Source organism: Microbulbifer sp. TB1203 (assembly GCF_030997045.1).
In the GTDB taxonomy this organism is placed as follows: Bacteria; Pseudomonadota; Gammaproteobacteria; order Pseudomonadales; family Cellvibrionaceae; genus Microbulbifer.
The window spans coordinates 3,974,947-3,989,175 of the sequence record NZ_CP116899.1 but is presented as its reverse complement, the minus strand read 5'-3'; the positions used below and the strand labels follow the sequence as shown (position 1 = coordinate 3,989,175).

General features: G+C 60.0%; 12 protein-coding genes and 1 pseudogene. 5 read left to right on the top strand and 8 right to left on the bottom strand.

The features are described 5' to 3' along the window. Positions 1–229: 229 nt before the first annotated feature. Positions 230–436: a hypothetical protein gene (locus PP263_RS17035; RefSeq protein ID WP_308364978.1), complete on the bottom strand. Its 207-nt coding sequence runs from the start codon at positions 434–436 to the stop codon at positions 230–232. A gap of 258 nt (positions 437–694) precedes the next feature. Here PP263_RS17035 and PP263_RS17030 point away from each other — a divergent pair, with 258 nt between their 5' ends. Continuing rightward, on the top strand, positions 695–1,852 hold the full coding sequence (locus PP263_RS17030; protein WP_308364977.1) for an ATP-binding protein: 1,158 nt from the start codon (positions 695–697) through the stop codon (positions 1,850–1,852). A gap of 21 nt (positions 1,853–1,873) precedes the next feature. Here the strand turns inward: PP263_RS17030 and PP263_RS17025 are convergent. The 7 genes and pseudogenes from PP263_RS17025 to glnA form a co-directional block, all read right to left on the bottom strand. Further along, positions 1,874–2,050 (bottom strand): annotated as a pseudogene (locus PP263_RS17025) (helix-turn-helix domain-containing protein); the annotation flags it as partial. Between the two features lie 12 nt (positions 2,051–2,062). After that, positions 2,063–2,305: a spore coat protein U domain-containing protein gene (locus tag PP263_RS22750; RefSeq protein WP_374693673.1), complete on the bottom strand. Its 243-nt coding sequence runs from the start codon at positions 2,303–2,305 to the stop codon at positions 2,063–2,065. A 200-nt stretch (positions 2,306–2,505) separates the two neighbouring features. Continuing rightward, on the bottom strand, positions 2,506–2,982 hold the full coding sequence (locus tag PP263_RS17020; protein ID WP_308364976.1) for a spore coat U domain-containing protein: 477 nt from the start codon (positions 2,980–2,982) through the stop codon (positions 2,506–2,508). 172 nt (positions 2,983–3,154) lie between these two features. Next, positions 3,155–4,579, bottom strand: a complete 1,425-nt coding sequence (gene glnG / locus PP263_RS17015) for a nitrogen regulation protein NR(I) (protein WP_308364974.1) — start codon at positions 4,577–4,579, stop codon at positions 3,155–3,157. 30 nt (positions 4,580–4,609) lie between these two features. Continuing rightward, the gene (gene glnL / locus PP263_RS17010; protein WP_308364972.1) at positions 4,610–5,674 is read right to left on the bottom strand and encodes a nitrogen regulation protein NR(II); all 1,065 of its coding nucleotides are present in this window, start codon (positions 5,672–5,674) and stop codon (positions 4,610–4,612) included. Positions 5,675–5,966: 292 nt separating this feature from the next. Further along, positions 5,967–6,617 carry a DUF4124 domain-containing protein gene (locus PP263_RS17005; RefSeq protein WP_308364971.1) on the bottom strand — a complete coding sequence of 217 codons (651 nt, stop codon included), beginning with the start codon at positions 6,615–6,617 and terminating at the stop codon, positions 5,967–5,969. A 120-nt stretch (positions 6,618–6,737) separates the two neighbouring features. Further along, a complete protein-coding gene (gene glnA, locus PP263_RS17000) occupies positions 6,738–8,144 on the bottom strand; it encodes a glutamate--ammonia ligase (RefSeq protein WP_308364970.1) in 1,407 nt (468 codons plus the stop codon). 300 nt (positions 8,145–8,444) lie between these two features. Here glnA and thiI point away from each other — a divergent pair, with 300 nt between their 5' ends. From thiI to PP263_RS16980, 4 genes are all read left to right on the top strand, one after another. After that, positions 8,445–9,917 carry a tRNA uracil 4-sulfurtransferase ThiI gene (gene thiI, locus PP263_RS16995; RefSeq protein WP_308368627.1) on the top strand — a complete coding sequence of 491 codons (1,473 nt, stop codon included), beginning with the start codon at positions 8,445–8,447 and terminating at the stop codon, positions 9,915–9,917. Positions 9,918–10,008: 91 nt separating this feature from the next. Next, entirely contained in the window at positions 10,009–12,444 is a 2,436-nt protein-coding gene (locus PP263_RS16990) for an Hsp70 family protein (RefSeq protein WP_308364969.1), read from the top strand. Then, on the top strand, positions 12,425–12,763 hold the full coding sequence (locus tag PP263_RS16985; protein ID WP_308364968.1) for a hypothetical protein: 339 nt from the start codon (positions 12,425–12,427) through the stop codon (positions 12,761–12,763). The genes PP263_RS16990 and PP263_RS16985 overlap by 20 nt, the downstream gene beginning before the upstream one ends. After that, a complete protein-coding gene (locus PP263_RS16980; protein ID WP_308364965.1) occupies positions 12,763–14,154 on the top strand; it encodes a hypothetical protein in 1,392 nt (463 codons plus the stop codon). The genes PP263_RS16985 and PP263_RS16980 overlap by 1 nt, the downstream gene beginning before the upstream one ends. Positions 14,155–14,229: the final 75 nt, after the last annotated feature.

The following is a 14,229-nucleotide window of genomic DNA, read 5'->3' as shown; positions in this document are numbered from 1 at the left end:
CAAGAACCTCTGTCACCGATGAGTCGCAACCGATTCGGTGTGGGTTCAATGTTTTTATCAAATTTTCTGCAAAGGGGGGGATGCGCAGTGCAGCTCGCTCCGCTGCTTGTTATCTGTAATTTCCGGTTCTATGACAGCTTTCCATCTGCCGGTAGCCACCCAAACGGCGTCATTCTACAATATTTCGAGCTGCAATAAGATAGGGATATAAACAACTATAAAACCTGCGTCAAACCGCTCGTTGACAAGAATTTTTGCCCCGGAATTCAAGTGTCAACCTAAGCATATCTCTGTGCTGAATCCCATTTTCAACAATTGGTTCTGGATAGTTCTTCAAGAAGAAATTCTTGTCAATGCGTTCAACCCTAAAGCCCTGCCGCTGGTAGATGGTCAACTGGTAACCGAAAGTGCCAGTACCAACTTCCAGGCGCTGCATACCGGATTCCTTCGTTTTTTCGATAACTACGCGGTCACCCGGCTTCGGGCTTCGGGCTTCCCAACGCGCGCAGGTGCTCGCCCAGCCTGACAGAGCAGTGCTCTTCCGACGCCAACTCCTGCCAGGGCAATTTCGATCAGCGTGCGTTCGACTGAGTGCACCCGTACGACGGAATATCCCTCGACATGCCGTTGAGCTCCCCCCAAATTTCATGTAAAAATGCAGTTGAACTTTGTTTTTACATGTATAGAGGGGCTAATGATTGCCAGACAAATCGGTGTGGAACTGCGCAGATTACTGGCGGAATACCCAGTGGTCACACTACTAGGCCCCCGACAGGCGGGCAAGACCACCCTCGCCAGAGGGCTGCTGGACGACTATGAATACAGCAACCTGGAAAACCCTGAAACCCGCCAACTGGCCGAGGACGACCCCAAGGCATTTCTGACCAGATTCAAAGGAAAGGTCATTCTTGACGAGATACAGAGGGTGCCGGAGCTGCTCAGCTATATCCAGGTCATTGTCGACGAGAAGCCGGGCAATGGGCAGTTCCTGCTTACCGGTTCGCATCAACTGGAATTAAGGCAGGCCATTACCCAGTCCCTGGCCGGTCGCACCAGTATTCTGAATCTGTATCCGTTTTCAATCGAAGAGCTCGCAAAGGCGAAGATTACCTTCGACAAACCTGAAGAGTACATTTTCAACGGCTTTCTGCCGAGAATTTACGATCAGGGGCAAAGACCAACTCCGGCCTACTCCAACTATTACCAGACCTATGTAGAGCGGGATGTCAGGCAGCTTATCCACCTGAAAGATGTTTCTCATTTCGAAAAATTCATAAAACTGCTGGCCGGCAGAACCGGCCAGTTGATGGACTACAGTTCGCTCGCCAATGACGTAGGGGTCAGCGCAAACACCGTCAAGCACTGGCTTTCCATATTGGAAGCCTCTTTTATCGTTTACAAACTGCCACCCTATTTTGAGAATTTCGGCAAACGCGTAGTAAAGTCTCCAAAGTACTATTTCATGGATACCGGTCTGCTCGCCTTCCTGTTGGGTATCGAAAGACCCGAGCAGGTTACACGAGATCCACTGGTCGGCCAGATGTTTGAAAACCTGGTGGTTATGGAGTGCCTGAAATACAGAACCAACCAGGGCAAGATCCCGAACTTGTACTTCTTTCGGGACAGCACCGGCAATGAAGTAGATCTTATTTGCCAACAGGGCAGAGAGCTTGTGGCGATCGAAATAAAGTCCAGCACCACCTATCGCGCCGAACTACTCAAAGGCTTGAAACGCATCAATGCTATTGCGCCCAGGGTTTCAGCCTCCCACCTCATTTATGCAGGGGAAAGATTCGAATTCAGCAACGGCATTAATGCGCTGAATTATCGGGAAATAAGCACAATATTTTAATGCTCTTCCTCTCCGTTCATTCCCAACTCTTTTAATTTCCCTGGTCAGGGTATTTCGGCCCCAGCCCAGTAGCTCCGCCGCATCCCTTTTCCGCTCCGCGGTATGCTTGAGGGCAATTTCGATCAGCGCCTTTTCGAATGCCGGCACCGCCTCGCTGAGAATTTCCCGGCGGCTGGTGGCCAGGGCGCGGTCGGCCCAGAGGCATAACGGTTAGAGAAACCCGCGATGGTAGCCCGACTTCACTAAAAAGTCACCGTCGCAGTAATCGTATCCTGGTAGCTGCCCTCCGGCTTGGGTCCCTAGGCCGGCACACGGCCGAATACCGGGATGGACTGGGCCGCACCGCTCGGTACCGGTGCCGCCAGCCGTGGTGCCCGCAGTGTCGCCCCAGACCTGGGTCCGCGCGGCATCGCTGTAGAGCTGGTAGTCGATGGTGTCGGTTCCCAACTGCATTTTGCTCCTGGCTCCAGGCAAAAACGCGCACCTGCGCCGACAGGGGGCTGTCGCCGGTATTGGACAGGCGCAGCCGCGAGGCGCTGTCTCCCGGCCCTATCTGCAGCAGTATCGGCCCCGCCTGCAGCTGGCCCTTGGCGCAGAGCGAAGCGCTGAACAGCGCTAGGGCAAACAAAAGCACGCAATATATTAGCTTCATGTCAGAAAGTGATTGTTGCGGTAATCGTGGAACTGTAGGTACCGATCGGCTTGGGATTCTGCCCGGGATCGGTCTGGCCGAAGACCATAAACTGATCGTTGCCGCCGGTACTGGTGAAATCGATGGTAAAGGTACCGCCGCTGCCATCGCCGAGGATCTCGGTGTGGGCGGAATCGCGGTAGATGTTGTAGTTGATGGTATTGGCGCCGTTGGCCATCTGTCGGGTAGCGAAGGTGCTGCTGCCCCCGGTACCGGCATTGAAGGAAATACTCACCGGCACTATTGCGGAGCAGGTCACGAAGCCGTTGGTGGCACCCGCTATGGATTGGTCCAGATCATCGACCGCACCGAAATTGAGATTGTTGGCGGTGATGAGACAGTCGCTCTCCACAGTGATCGAGACTGTAAAAGTGGTACTGGAGGTTTGCGCCAGCAGCGGCGTGGGGAAGAGCAAAAAGAGAGATACGGCCTGTGCCAATCCTTTGCACACTCACCTCGACTTGTTATGGAATCAGTCGCCGGTAAATTACCCGACTTTGCGTAAATCTAGTCCAATTTCACAGCCACTTGAGGAAGACCCATGGAAATGGCGCTATAAATCACTCCCCTTTGCCAGCACTGTCAATATCGGACGCGAGACTGCGTAATGATTAACCACTCTCCTCCTCCCCGTTCATCCCCAACTCCTTCAGCTTCCGCGTCAGGGTGTTTCGGCCCCAGCCCAACAGTTCCGCCGCATCCCTTTTCCGCCCCGCGGTGTGCTTGAGGGCAATTTCGATCAGCGCCTTTTCGAATGCCGGCACCGCCTCGCTGAGAATTTCCCGGCGGCCGGTGGCCAGGGCGCGGTCGGCCCAGAGGCGCAGCGCTTTTTGCCAGTCCTGCGATGTCTCGCCGGCGGCTGTCTGCTGGTGCAGTTCCTGGGGCAGGTCCTCCACGTGCACTTCGCGGCCGGAGGCCATCACGGTGATCCAGCGGCAGGTGTTTTCCAGCTGGCGCACGTTGCCGGGCCAGTCCAGGCCGGCGAGGTATTCCTCGGTCTCGCGGGTGAGAATTTTCGGCTCCACCCCCAAGTCCTTGGCGGCGCTGTTGAAGAAGAAGCGGACCAGGCGCGGGATATCCTCGCGGCGGTCGGCCAGGCGCGGGATATGGATGCGGATGACGTTGAGGCGGTGGAACAGGTCCTCGCGGAATTTGTGCTCTTCCACCAGTCTTTCCAGGTCCTGGTGCGTCGCGGCGATAATGCGCACGTCCACTTTCACCGGGGTGTGGCCGCCGACGCGATAGAATTCGCCGTCCGCCAGTACCCGCAGCAGGCGGGTCTGGGTCTCCGCGGGCATATCGCCGATCTCGTCCAGGAACAGGGTGCCGCCGTCCGCCTGTTCGAAGCGCCCGGTGCGCTGGGCGCTGGCGCCGGTGAAAGCACCCTTTTCGTGGCCGAACAATTCGGATTCCATCAGGTCCCGGGGAATCGCGGCCATATTCAGGGCGATAAACGGGCGGCTTTTGCGCGGGCTGTGGTTGTGCAGCGCCTGGGCCACCAGTTCCTTGCCGGTGCCGGATTCGCCGTTGATCAGCACGGTGATATTGGAGTGGGACAGGCGGCCGATCGCGCGGAACACCTCCTGCATGGCCGGCGCCTCGCCGATAATTTCCTTGCTGCCGTTGCCGCTCTCCAGGGCAACCTGTCCGGCACTCTGTTGCTCGCTGGCGTGGGCCAGGGCGCGGCGGGTGACAGCCACCGCTTCGTCCACGTCGAAGGGTTTGGGCAGATACTCGAAGGCGCCGCCCTGGTAGGCGGCCACGGCGCTGTCCAGGTCCGAGTGGGCGGTCATGATGATAATCGGCAGCGCGGGCCGCTCCGCCTGGAAGCGCTGCAATAGTTTGAAACCATCGGCGCCGGGCATGCGGATATCGCTGATCACCACATCCGGCGAGTCGCTGTAGAAATCGTCCAGGGCGCGGTCGCCGTTCTCAAAGCACTTGGTCTCGATACCGGCCCGGGTCAGGGCGCGCTCCAGTACCCAGCGGATCGATCGGTCGTCATCAATAATCCAAACGCGATTGCTCATACTCACATTTCCGGTAATCGATTATTCGTTGGCTCTCTATTCGCCAGCTAAGGGCAGGTAGATCTGGAAGACGCTCTGCCCGGGGCGGCTGTCGCATTTGATCAGCCCCCGATGCTGGTTGATGATGTTCTGCGAGATGGACAGCCCCAGCCCGGAGCCCTCGGCGCGCCCGGAAATCATCGGGTAGAAAATCCGCTCGCGGATTTCCTCGGCGATGCCCGGGCCGTTGTCCTCGATCTCGATGCGGCACACCAGCGGGCAGTGGCGCCGGCCGATGGTGAACTGGCGCTGGATGCGGGTGCGCAGCACGATTTCCCCGGCCGCGAGGCCGATGCTCTCGTCGATGGCCTGCATGGCGTTGCGGGCGATATTCAGCAGTGCCTGGATCAGCTGTCCACTGTCCGCGGGAATGTCCGGGATCGAGGGGTCGTAGTCGCGGCGGATGTCCAGTGTGCCGTCGCACTCGGCGTCGATCAGTTGGGCCACCCGCTCGAGAATTTCGTGCACGTTGACCGGCTTCAGCTGCGCCGGCCTGCGCGGGCCCAGCAGCCGGTCGACCAGATCCCGCAGACGATCCGCCTCGTCGATGATGATCTGCGTGTACTCGGCCAGGTCCCGGTCCGGCAGTTCGCGCTGCAACAACTGCGCGGCGCCGCGGATACCCCCGAGGGGATTTTTCACCTCGTGGGCCAGGCCGCGCACCAGGTTGCGGGTGGTCTCCTGGGCCGAGATCAGCGCGTCCTCCCGGGCGATGCGCAACAGGCGGTCCATGGACTGCACTTCCATCAGCAGCAGGCCCAACTCGGGCACCGGGCTCACCGAATAGTCCACCGTGCGCTGTTCCAGGTTGTGCAGCCGCCAGTTGGCGCGGCGCACCGTGTATTTCTGGCCGCTGGCCAGGGCCTCGCGCATGGCCCGCTGGGAGGCGGCGGATTCGCGCACTATTTCTTCCAGCGGCAGCCCGCTGACCCGCGCGCTGGAAGCGGCGAGCAGGTCCTCGGCGGCGGAGTTGAGATAGCAGAGCAACAGGCTGCCATCCAGCACCACCACCGCGGAAGTCAGGTTGTCCAACAGCTGGCGCAACTGGCGATCGTTGAGCATGTAAAAAACTTTCCCGTCTCCACTGTCTACGACAGTGCAAAAAGCAAACCAAAATGGCGCAGGGGGGCAAAGGCTGGGGCCAGAGCGAATCTGCACGCAGGCGAATGCACCATTATTGTGCATTGATTAAAAAATAGCCAGAACTGGTGCTACAGAAGAGGGCGGAGGGGAAGAGGCGGAGTCCTTTTGCGTCCCTGTAGGAGCGGCCCATGGCCGCGATCGATACAGCTACAAAGCAAGATCGATCGCGGCCATGGGCGGATGGCCGCCCCGCCGCTCCTACAGGCAGAGGTCAGGGGGTGGGGGCGGGCTGGGCCCTGGGGGCCCGGGGTGCCTGGGGCGCGGGGTTGTCGGGCACGTCCAGGCTGGCGCGTTTGACGTAGAGGGTTATGGTCTGCGACTGGGCCAGGGGATTGCCGCTGAGGTCGGTGAGCACCGCCTGGATATGGTGGGTACCCCGCTCCAGGGCGGAAAGGTCCAGACTGGTGCCGGAGGAGCTGCCCACCCAGGGCTGGCCGTCCACCACCGCGAAGAACCGGTAGCCGTCCCGTGGCACCGGGTTCACCGCCACTTCCAGCACGATAAAGCGCTGCCCGGGGGTGATGGTGGTGCCGTTCTGTGGGCTGACGATGGCGAAATTGATCGGCCCCTGGTCGTCCTGCCGGTCGCGGTCCCTGGGCGACAGTTTGCGGGTCGGCAGCGGGCGGGGCGCGACGATGGGCTGCACGTTGGTGGGGCCCACCTCCACCCTTTCCGCCTTGCTGCCCGCCGGCGGGGTGTCGCTGAAGATTACCTGGCCGTCGGGGCCGACAGTTTTGTAGATGGTGTTGCCGGGGGTGGGGTCGTCGGTGCCGTCGTCGCCGGCGAGCGCCAGTAGCGGGGTGACCAGAAGTAGTGCCAGGAACAGGGAAAATTTTTTCATAGCGATATCGATCGCGGCCATGGGCCGCTCCTACAAGGGTTGCCCCGGGAGTCCCGATATAAAGAAGGCTAGTTTACCCCATAAAAAAAAGCCCGCGCCGGAACGGCGCGGGCTTTTTTCGGCAGTGTGATGCCTTCGAGCTTATACGGAGTAGTACAGCTCGAACTCGACCGGGTGAGTGGTCATCTGCAGGCGCTCCACCTCTTCACGCTTCAACGCGATGTAGGCGTCGATGGCGTCGTCGGAGAAGACTCCACCCTCGGTGAGGTAGGCGCGGTCCTGGTCCAGGGCATCCAGGGCCATTTCCAGGCTGGAGGCCACGGTGGGGAACTCGGCCACTTCGTGCGGCGGCAGGTCGTACAGATCCTTGTCCGCCGGGTCGCCGGGGTGGATCTTGTTCTTGATGCCGTCGAGACCCGCCATCAGCATGGCCGCGAAGGCCAGGTAGGGGTTGGCGGTCGGGTCAGGGAAGCGCGCTTCGATGCGCTTGCCTTTCGGGCTGGGCACATACGGAATGCGGATGGACGCGGAGCGGTTGCGCGCGGAGTAAGCCAGGATTACCGGCGCCTCGAAGCCCGGTACCAGACGCTTGTAGGAGTTGGTGGAAGCGTTGGTGAAGGCGTTCAGCGAACGGGCGTGCTTGATGATACCGCCGATGTAGTACAGGGCAGTCTCGGACAGGCCCGCGTAGGCGTCGCCGGCGAACTGGTTGACGCCGTCCTTGCTGAAGGACTGGTGTACGTGCATGCCGGAACCGTTGTCGCCCACCAGCGGCTTGGGCATGAAAGTGGCGGTCTTGCCGTAGGCGTGGGCCACGTTGTGCACCGCGTACTTGAGGATCTGCACCTCGTCCGCTTTCTTGGTCAGGGTGTTGGCGGCCACGCCGATCTCACACTGGCCGGCGGTGCCCACTTCGTGGTGGTGCACTTCCACTCTCAGGCCCATCTGCTCCATGGCGGAGCACATGGCGGCGCGCACGTCGTGCAGGGAGTCCACCGGCGGAACCGGGAAGTAACCGCCCTTCACGCCCGGGCGGTGGCCGATGTTGCCTTCCGGGTAGGACTGGCCGGAAGACCAGGCGGCCTCCTCGGAGTTGATCTTGTAGAAGGCGCCGCCCATTTCCGCGCCCCAGGTGATGTCGTCGAACACGAAGAACTCGGGCTCCGGTCCGAACAGCACGGTGTCGCCCAGGCCGGTGGACTTGAGGTATTCCTCGGCGCGCAGCGCGATGGAGCGCGGATCGCGCTCGTAGCCCTGGCCGGTGGACGGCTCGACGATGTTGCAACGGATGATTACGGTGCTCTCGTCGGTGAAGGGGTCGAGGAAAGCGGTCTCGTCGTCCGGCATCAGGATCATGTCGGATTCGTTGATGCCCTTCCAGCCGGCGATGGAGGAACCATCGAACATCTTGCCTTCTTCGAAGAACTCGCCGTCAATTTCCGACGTCGGAATGGATACGTGTTGTTCTTTCCCCTTGGAATCGGTGAAGCGCAGGTCTACCCATTTGGCCTCACTCTCTTGAATCAAACCGAGCGTTTTCGCTGACATTACAGTCCTCCAGGTCTTGAAAAGTTATTTGTCGCTATAGCCCTTCTTGTGGCATCAAGGGAAGCAAGGAGTGTGCCAAATTGGGGCAATGGCGTCGCAGCTGACGCCGCCACGGCCGCGGCCGTGCGCGCGGGACCAACCTGAGCAGAATAGATGCAAAGCGTTCGGGCGGCCACCGAGCGACGCACCAAACTGGCGCATAACTGCCGCATTCTGCACATTTATGGTGCGCACCATCAGGAGCCCACCTGGTCTATAATGCCCGGCTTTCATCCAACTGCGGTACCCGGCCGGATCTCCATGCACTTCGTCGTCAAGTTCTTTCCCGAAATCACCATCAAGAGCAACCCGGTGCGCAAGCGCATGTCGCGCCAGCTCAGGGACAACCTGCAGCGCCAGCTGAAACCGCTGGACGACCGCATCCGCGTGCGCCAGGACTGGGAGAAGATCGATGTGATCGCCCCGGACGCGGTGGCCCACCTGGCCGGCCGCATCCATGAAGTGCTGGCCCATACCCCCGGGATCGCCAACTTCTCCAGCGTGCGCCAGTTCCCCCTGGGCGACCTGCACGACATCTATGAAAAGACCCTGTCGGTGTGGGGCAACAAGCTGTCCGGCAAGACCTTCTGCGTGCGCGCCAAGCGCACCGGCAACCACGACTTCAAGTCCCTGGACGTGGAGCAGTATGTGGGCGGCGGCCTGAACCAGCACACCGGCGCCGCCGGGGTAAAGCTGAAGGACCCGGATATCACCGTGAAGCTGGAGATCCGCCACGACAAACTCAATGTGGTGGAAGCGCAGACCCCGGGGCTCGGCGGCTTTCCCCTGGGGACCCAGGACCCGGTGCTGTCCCTGGTGTCCGGCGGCTTCGACTCCACCGTGGCCAGCTACCTGACCATCAAGCGCGGTATCCGCACCCACTTTCTGTTCTTCAACCTGGGCGGGCGCCAGCACGAGCTGGGCGTGAAGGAGGTGGCCTTCTATCTATGGAACAAGTACGGCTCCTCCCACCGGGTGCGCTTTATCACCGTGCCCTTCGACGAGGTGGTGGCGGAGATCCTGGAGAGGGTGGACGACTCCTATATGGGGGTGATCCTCAAGCGCATGATGCTGCGCGCCGCCAGCACCGTCGCCGAAGAACTGGAAGTGGACGCGCTGGTTACCGGCGAGGCCATCGCCCAGGTCTCCAGCCAAACCCTGAGGAACCTCTCGGTGATCGACAGCGTCACCGACACCCTGGTGCTGCGCCCGCTGATCGCCAGCGACAAGAACGACATCATCCGCACCGCGCGGGAGATCGGCACCGAGGAATTCGCGGCGAATATGCCCGAGTACTGCGGGGTCATCTCGGTAAAACCCACCACCCGTGCAAAAAGGGACAAGGTGGAAAAAGAAGAGGCCCGATTCGACTTCTCCATCCTCGACCGCGCCGTCGCCAGCCGCACGATACAGAACATCGACCGGGTGATGGAGGACCTGCAGGGTGAAACCCCGCCGGTGGAGATTGCCACTGAGCCCGGCGACGCGGTGGTGATCGATATCCGCCACCCCACCGAGGAGGAGATGGACCCGCTGGAAGTGCCCGGCACCCAGGTGGACACCATTCCCTTCTACCGCCTGAGCAGCGCCTTCGGGAACCTGGACCGGGACCGCCACTACCTCCTCTACTGCGCCCGCGGGGTAATGAGCCAGCTGCACGCCGCGCACCTGATGGACGAGGGCTATCGCAATGTGGGTGTTTTCCGGCCGGAAAGACCCGCGGCAGACAAGTAGCCCTCCAGCAGTTCCAGGCCGGTTCTGGTACCAAAGCCAGACATTCCGATAGAATCACCGGCCAATAAGAATATTTTTCACAGGGGAAAGGATGACCAAGCTGTATCTGGGGATCGATCTCGGCACCACCAATTCTGCCGCCGCGGTTTTTGATGGCGAACAAACTGAAGTCATACCAAACAAGCGCGGCCAGGCAAATACTCCCTCCGTGGTGCGCATCGCTGGCGACAAAGTGACGGTCGGCGACCGCGCCCGCAAGTTCCTCGAAAGCGATGCGGCCAATACCCATCGCGAATTCAAGCGCCTGATGGGTACCGGCAAACTGACGGCGCCGGACAGCGCCGGCAAGCAGTGGTCACCGGAGCAGCTGTCCGCCGAAGTGCTCAAGACATTGCTGGATGATACCGAAGCCGCTACCGGCACACGCCCTTCCCAAGCGGTCATTACCGTACCCGCACTGTTTGAACTCCCGCAAAGCAAAGCCACATCTGAAGCCGCACATCTGGCCGGCCTTGAGAAAATCGAACTGCTGCCGGAACCGGTAGCATCCGCATTTTCCGCCGGCTGGTCGGAAGATTCGGTGGGGCAGTCCTGGCTTGTATTCGATCTCGGCGGCGGCACCTTCGATGCCTCACTGGTGGAAGCGCGGGACGGCCTTTTACGCGTGATAGGCCACGACGGCGACAACTTCCTGGGCGGCCGCGATATCGATCGACTGCTGGTGGACTGGGTGGTGCGGCAACTGGAAACCAACCATCAGGTTCAGATCCCCATTGACGACCCGACTCACAAGTCGCTGGCCGCCAAACTGTACAGCGAAGCCGAGCAGGCCAAGATCCGCCTTTCCACGCAAACCACGACAATGTTGGAAATCGATCTCGAGCTGGACGGCGAGGACATCGTCGATGAACTGCCAATCAACCGCGAGGAACTGGAGCTACTGTGCGAGCCGGTAATCAGCCGCGCCCTGGAAATTTGCCGCCGCCTGCTGGCCGAACACGGTCTGAACGAAGGGGGCCTGGATCGCACCGTGCTGGTTGGCGGGCCGGCCCATATGCCGGTTATCCGCAACCGTATAACCGCGGAGCTCGCACCACTTGTCGCCGAAGACAGGAACCCAATGACCCTGGTTGCCGAAGGCGCGGCCCTGTATGCCGTGTCGATCGGGCTTGTCAGCGAAAACGAGAAAGCCGCCCAGCCCGCATCCAGCGGCTGCAAATTCTGGCTGCAATACCCGAACGTTTGCTCCGAACTGGACCCCACCGTGATGGGACGCTTGGTCAGCGCAGAGGGCAGCTCCCCCGCCGCCATTCAATTTGTTCGCGATGGCTGGGAAGGCGAGAAAGTCTCCCTGAACCAGGAAAACGCTTTCCTGACCTCGGTCAGCATACAGCCCTCCAAAGCCACCCGCTTTGCAATGCGCTGCTTCGACGCCAATGACAAGCAGATACCCGCGCACCCGGAAACCGTTTCCATCATGCATGGGCTCACCTTGTCTGATCCACCGCTGTCCCGCTCCATCGGCGTGGCCCTGGCCAATGGTTACGTCAAGACCTTCCTGGAGCGGGGCACTCCATTACCGGCGCGGCGGACTTTTTCCCAATCCACCATCGACACACTCATGCCAGGCACAGAGGGGGAATTGAACATTCCCATTGTGCAGGGGGAACGCGCCAAAGCCCGTTACTGCCGCCGGGTGGGCAACCTGGTCATCCGCGCCCGCGATTTGAAAAAGCCGCTGTATGCCGGTTCCAAAGTGGAAATCTCGCTGGAAGTGGACCGCGGTGGCAATATGGAGTCGCAAGCCACGCTGCCCGACCAGAACCTGCTTATCAAGGGGGTGGCCGAGCTGGTGATCCCCAGCGCCGATCCGCAGGCCATGCGCGCCATGTGGCAATCGCTCCAACAACGCGGCTCAATCCTGCAACAGGATGCCTTCAGGGAGCGCAATGAAAGCATGGTGCGCCAGCTGGAACGTCAGCAGCAGCATCTTGGCGAAATCGGCGTACAACTGGCCGGCGCCATGGAAGACGAAGACACTCGCCAGCGGCTGTACCGCAACCTGCTTGAACTTGAGGCAGAAGTGGAAGAACTGGAACAGCGGGGGCAAATCGACGAACTGCGTGACCAGTGTGAGACCGAATATCTGAACGCGCAATATAGCGTCATGCAATGGGGAAGCGATACGGACAAGCGCCTGTTCGCCGACCTGGAAAAGAAAATGGCAACGGCACTGGAAAGAGGGCGGGTTACCGAACTGGAAAGAATCATTGAACAAATGGAGCGAATCAACCACGCCGCTTACCGCAAGAGCCCGGAGTACTGGGCCGACCAGTTCCACCATGCGGCATCGCGCCTGCATGAAGCGCGCGACATGAAACGGGCCAAACGCCTGGTCGAGCAGGGGCACAGCCTGCTGGAACAGGACAAGCCAGATGAGCTGCGCGGTATCACCCAGTCCCTGTGGGCGCTGCTGCCCGACCGTATTCGCGCTGCAGAGGATACCCATGACTCCGGCGTTTTCTGACAACCCCGTCCTGTCCGCCTGGCCATTCTGGGTACTGGAACTGACTCCGTCAGCCAGCCTGAACGAGGTAAACAAGTCCGCCCGCGACCTCGCCGGCAAACTGGCACTGAAAATGGCCGGGGCCACCGAATACCCCACGCCGGCCGGTGTCATGCAACGCGATGAGTTTCTCGTTCGGGAAGCGCGGGCCGTCCTGATCGACCCGGATCGCCGCCTGTTGGCTGAATTCTGGTATGTCCCGCCGGCGATCACCGGGCAGGAAGAAAACAATAAAACCATTACCGCCGAGCGGTGGCGCGAGTATTTTGGGGTAGCCTGATGGCCGGCGCGGTAGTAATAATCATCTGGATCATCTTCTTCGCCCTCAGGGGAAGCAACAGCGACCAGAGCACTGCAAAAAAAACCACTACCTGGCCGCGGGTTCTCGGCCTCGTTGTCTGGCTTATTGCAATCGTCGCATTAATTATTTCCTCTCCCTATGACACTCCCGCCAGTGCGGCCATACTCATCGCTGTCCTGCTGGCGATGTTCCCGTCGGTCTGGATACGCCTGCCCATCAAGATCGGTTGGATTGCCCCGAGCTATTACCTGAGCTTTCTCATCCTCAGGGTCAACGGCCATGCGCTCCGTGCCGGCGCGGCCTTCAATGCTTACCGGGCGCTACTCAACAAACGCAACGCCTCCGAAGAGTTCCGCCGGAAAACCATCCGCTGGCTACACAGTCAAGTCATGCGAAACAAAGGCAAAATCAGCAGTGGAGATATGCTGCTTTGCGTTTTGCTGGACGCAGAGAAGAACGACACCGACACCATACGCCAGCTGGAAATCCTGTACTTTCTCAGAAAGAAAAGCGTGCCCCTCCCCATGATTCGTTTTGCGTTTGCCCGGCTGACGGCAGGCTTGCTGGCCAACGAAGACTGGAAAAGAATTGCAATCACCAGCAACAAATGGCGCAGCAAATGGAGCTTGCCGCTGGCTTCATTGATTGAATACTGTTACCACCGGCGCATGAAAACGCGATACGTAGACCCCGCAAGTTATTTTTTCCTTTGGCTGCGCTGCGGCTGCCCCCGATGGTTGTCACAACTGCCCCTCGACAAGGCAGCAGAGCAAAGTGCAGACCTGGATGACTGTGATCCCGCGCAGCTGAAACAGCGGCTTGTCCAATGTGCGTTATCCAGCAAGCCGATTGATCGAGACAAGCTTTCACATGAGCACTTATTGCCTGCCGGACAACTCGCTGTTTGGAAAGAACGTGCGCAGGCATTGCATTGCCGGGAGCCGGAAGCTGCCGTCGCAGGCATCGAGCGCTCACTGGCAACAATATCGGGCAATGCTGCCACCGACCAACCCATGACAAACGCATCCGGGCAGGATACTGAGGAAGCTCTGACCCGGCTGCGCTTTCACGCGGAATCCATCCACCGCCGCCAGACAGGCGGCCACTTGCAGGCCGGCTCGGTAGAGTTCCAGGAGTGGCTTAACTTTATTGCCGTCTACGAGCAACTCGCCAACGACAGCAATGACCGTTACGAGGCGTATTCACTGGTAGAGGTTATCGTGTGGAACTGGATGGCGGATTTATGGAACATCAAAAAGGAGCGCCATCTGGCCTTTATGATGTGCGGCTATATGAATCCCCATGCACGGGAGTTCGGCTCCGAGGCCAGCAGGGTTTATGAACAGGTATTGGCAGGCAAGGTGGGATAACACCAGCCTTCCCCCAGAATAGACACCTTAATCGCGCGGCCCCGACCATCGACTTCGCGCAGCTCACCGACTTCT

Coding starts and splice junctions, on each gene's coding strand:
- PP263_RS17035 (WP_308364978.1), bottom strand. CDS start 436: ATGCAGCGCCTGGAAGTTGGTACTGGCACTTTCGGTTACCAGTTGACC.
- PP263_RS17030 (WP_308364977.1), top strand. CDS start 695: ATGATTGCCAGACAAATCGGTGTGGAACTGCGCAGATTACTGGCGGAA.
- PP263_RS22750 (WP_374693673.1), bottom strand. CDS start 2,305: ATGCAGTTGGGAACCGACACCATCGACTACCAGCTCTACAGCGATGCC.
- glnL (WP_308364972.1), bottom strand. CDS start 5,674: ATGCTCAACGATCGCCAGTTGCGCCAGCTGTTGGACAACCTGACTTCC.
- PP263_RS17005 (WP_308364971.1), bottom strand. CDS start 6,617: ATGGCCGCGATCGATATCGCTATGAAAAAATTTTCCCTGTTCCTGGCA.
- glnA (WP_308364970.1), bottom strand. CDS start 8,144: ATGTCAGCGAAAACGCTCGGTTTGATTCAAGAGAGTGAGGCCAAATGG.
- thiI (WP_308368627.1), top strand. CDS start 8,445: ATGCACTTCGTCGTCAAGTTCTTTCCCGAAATCACCATCAAGAGCAAC.
- PP263_RS16990 (WP_308364969.1), top strand. CDS start 10,009: ATGACCAAGCTGTATCTGGGGATCGATCTCGGCACCACCAATTCTGCC.
- PP263_RS16985 (WP_308364968.1), top strand. CDS start 12,425: ATGACTCCGGCGTTTTCTGACAACCCCGTCCTGTCCGCCTGGCCATTC.
- PP263_RS16980 (WP_308364965.1), top strand. CDS start 12,763: ATGGCCGGCGCGGTAGTAATAATCATCTGGATCATCTTCTTCGCCCTC.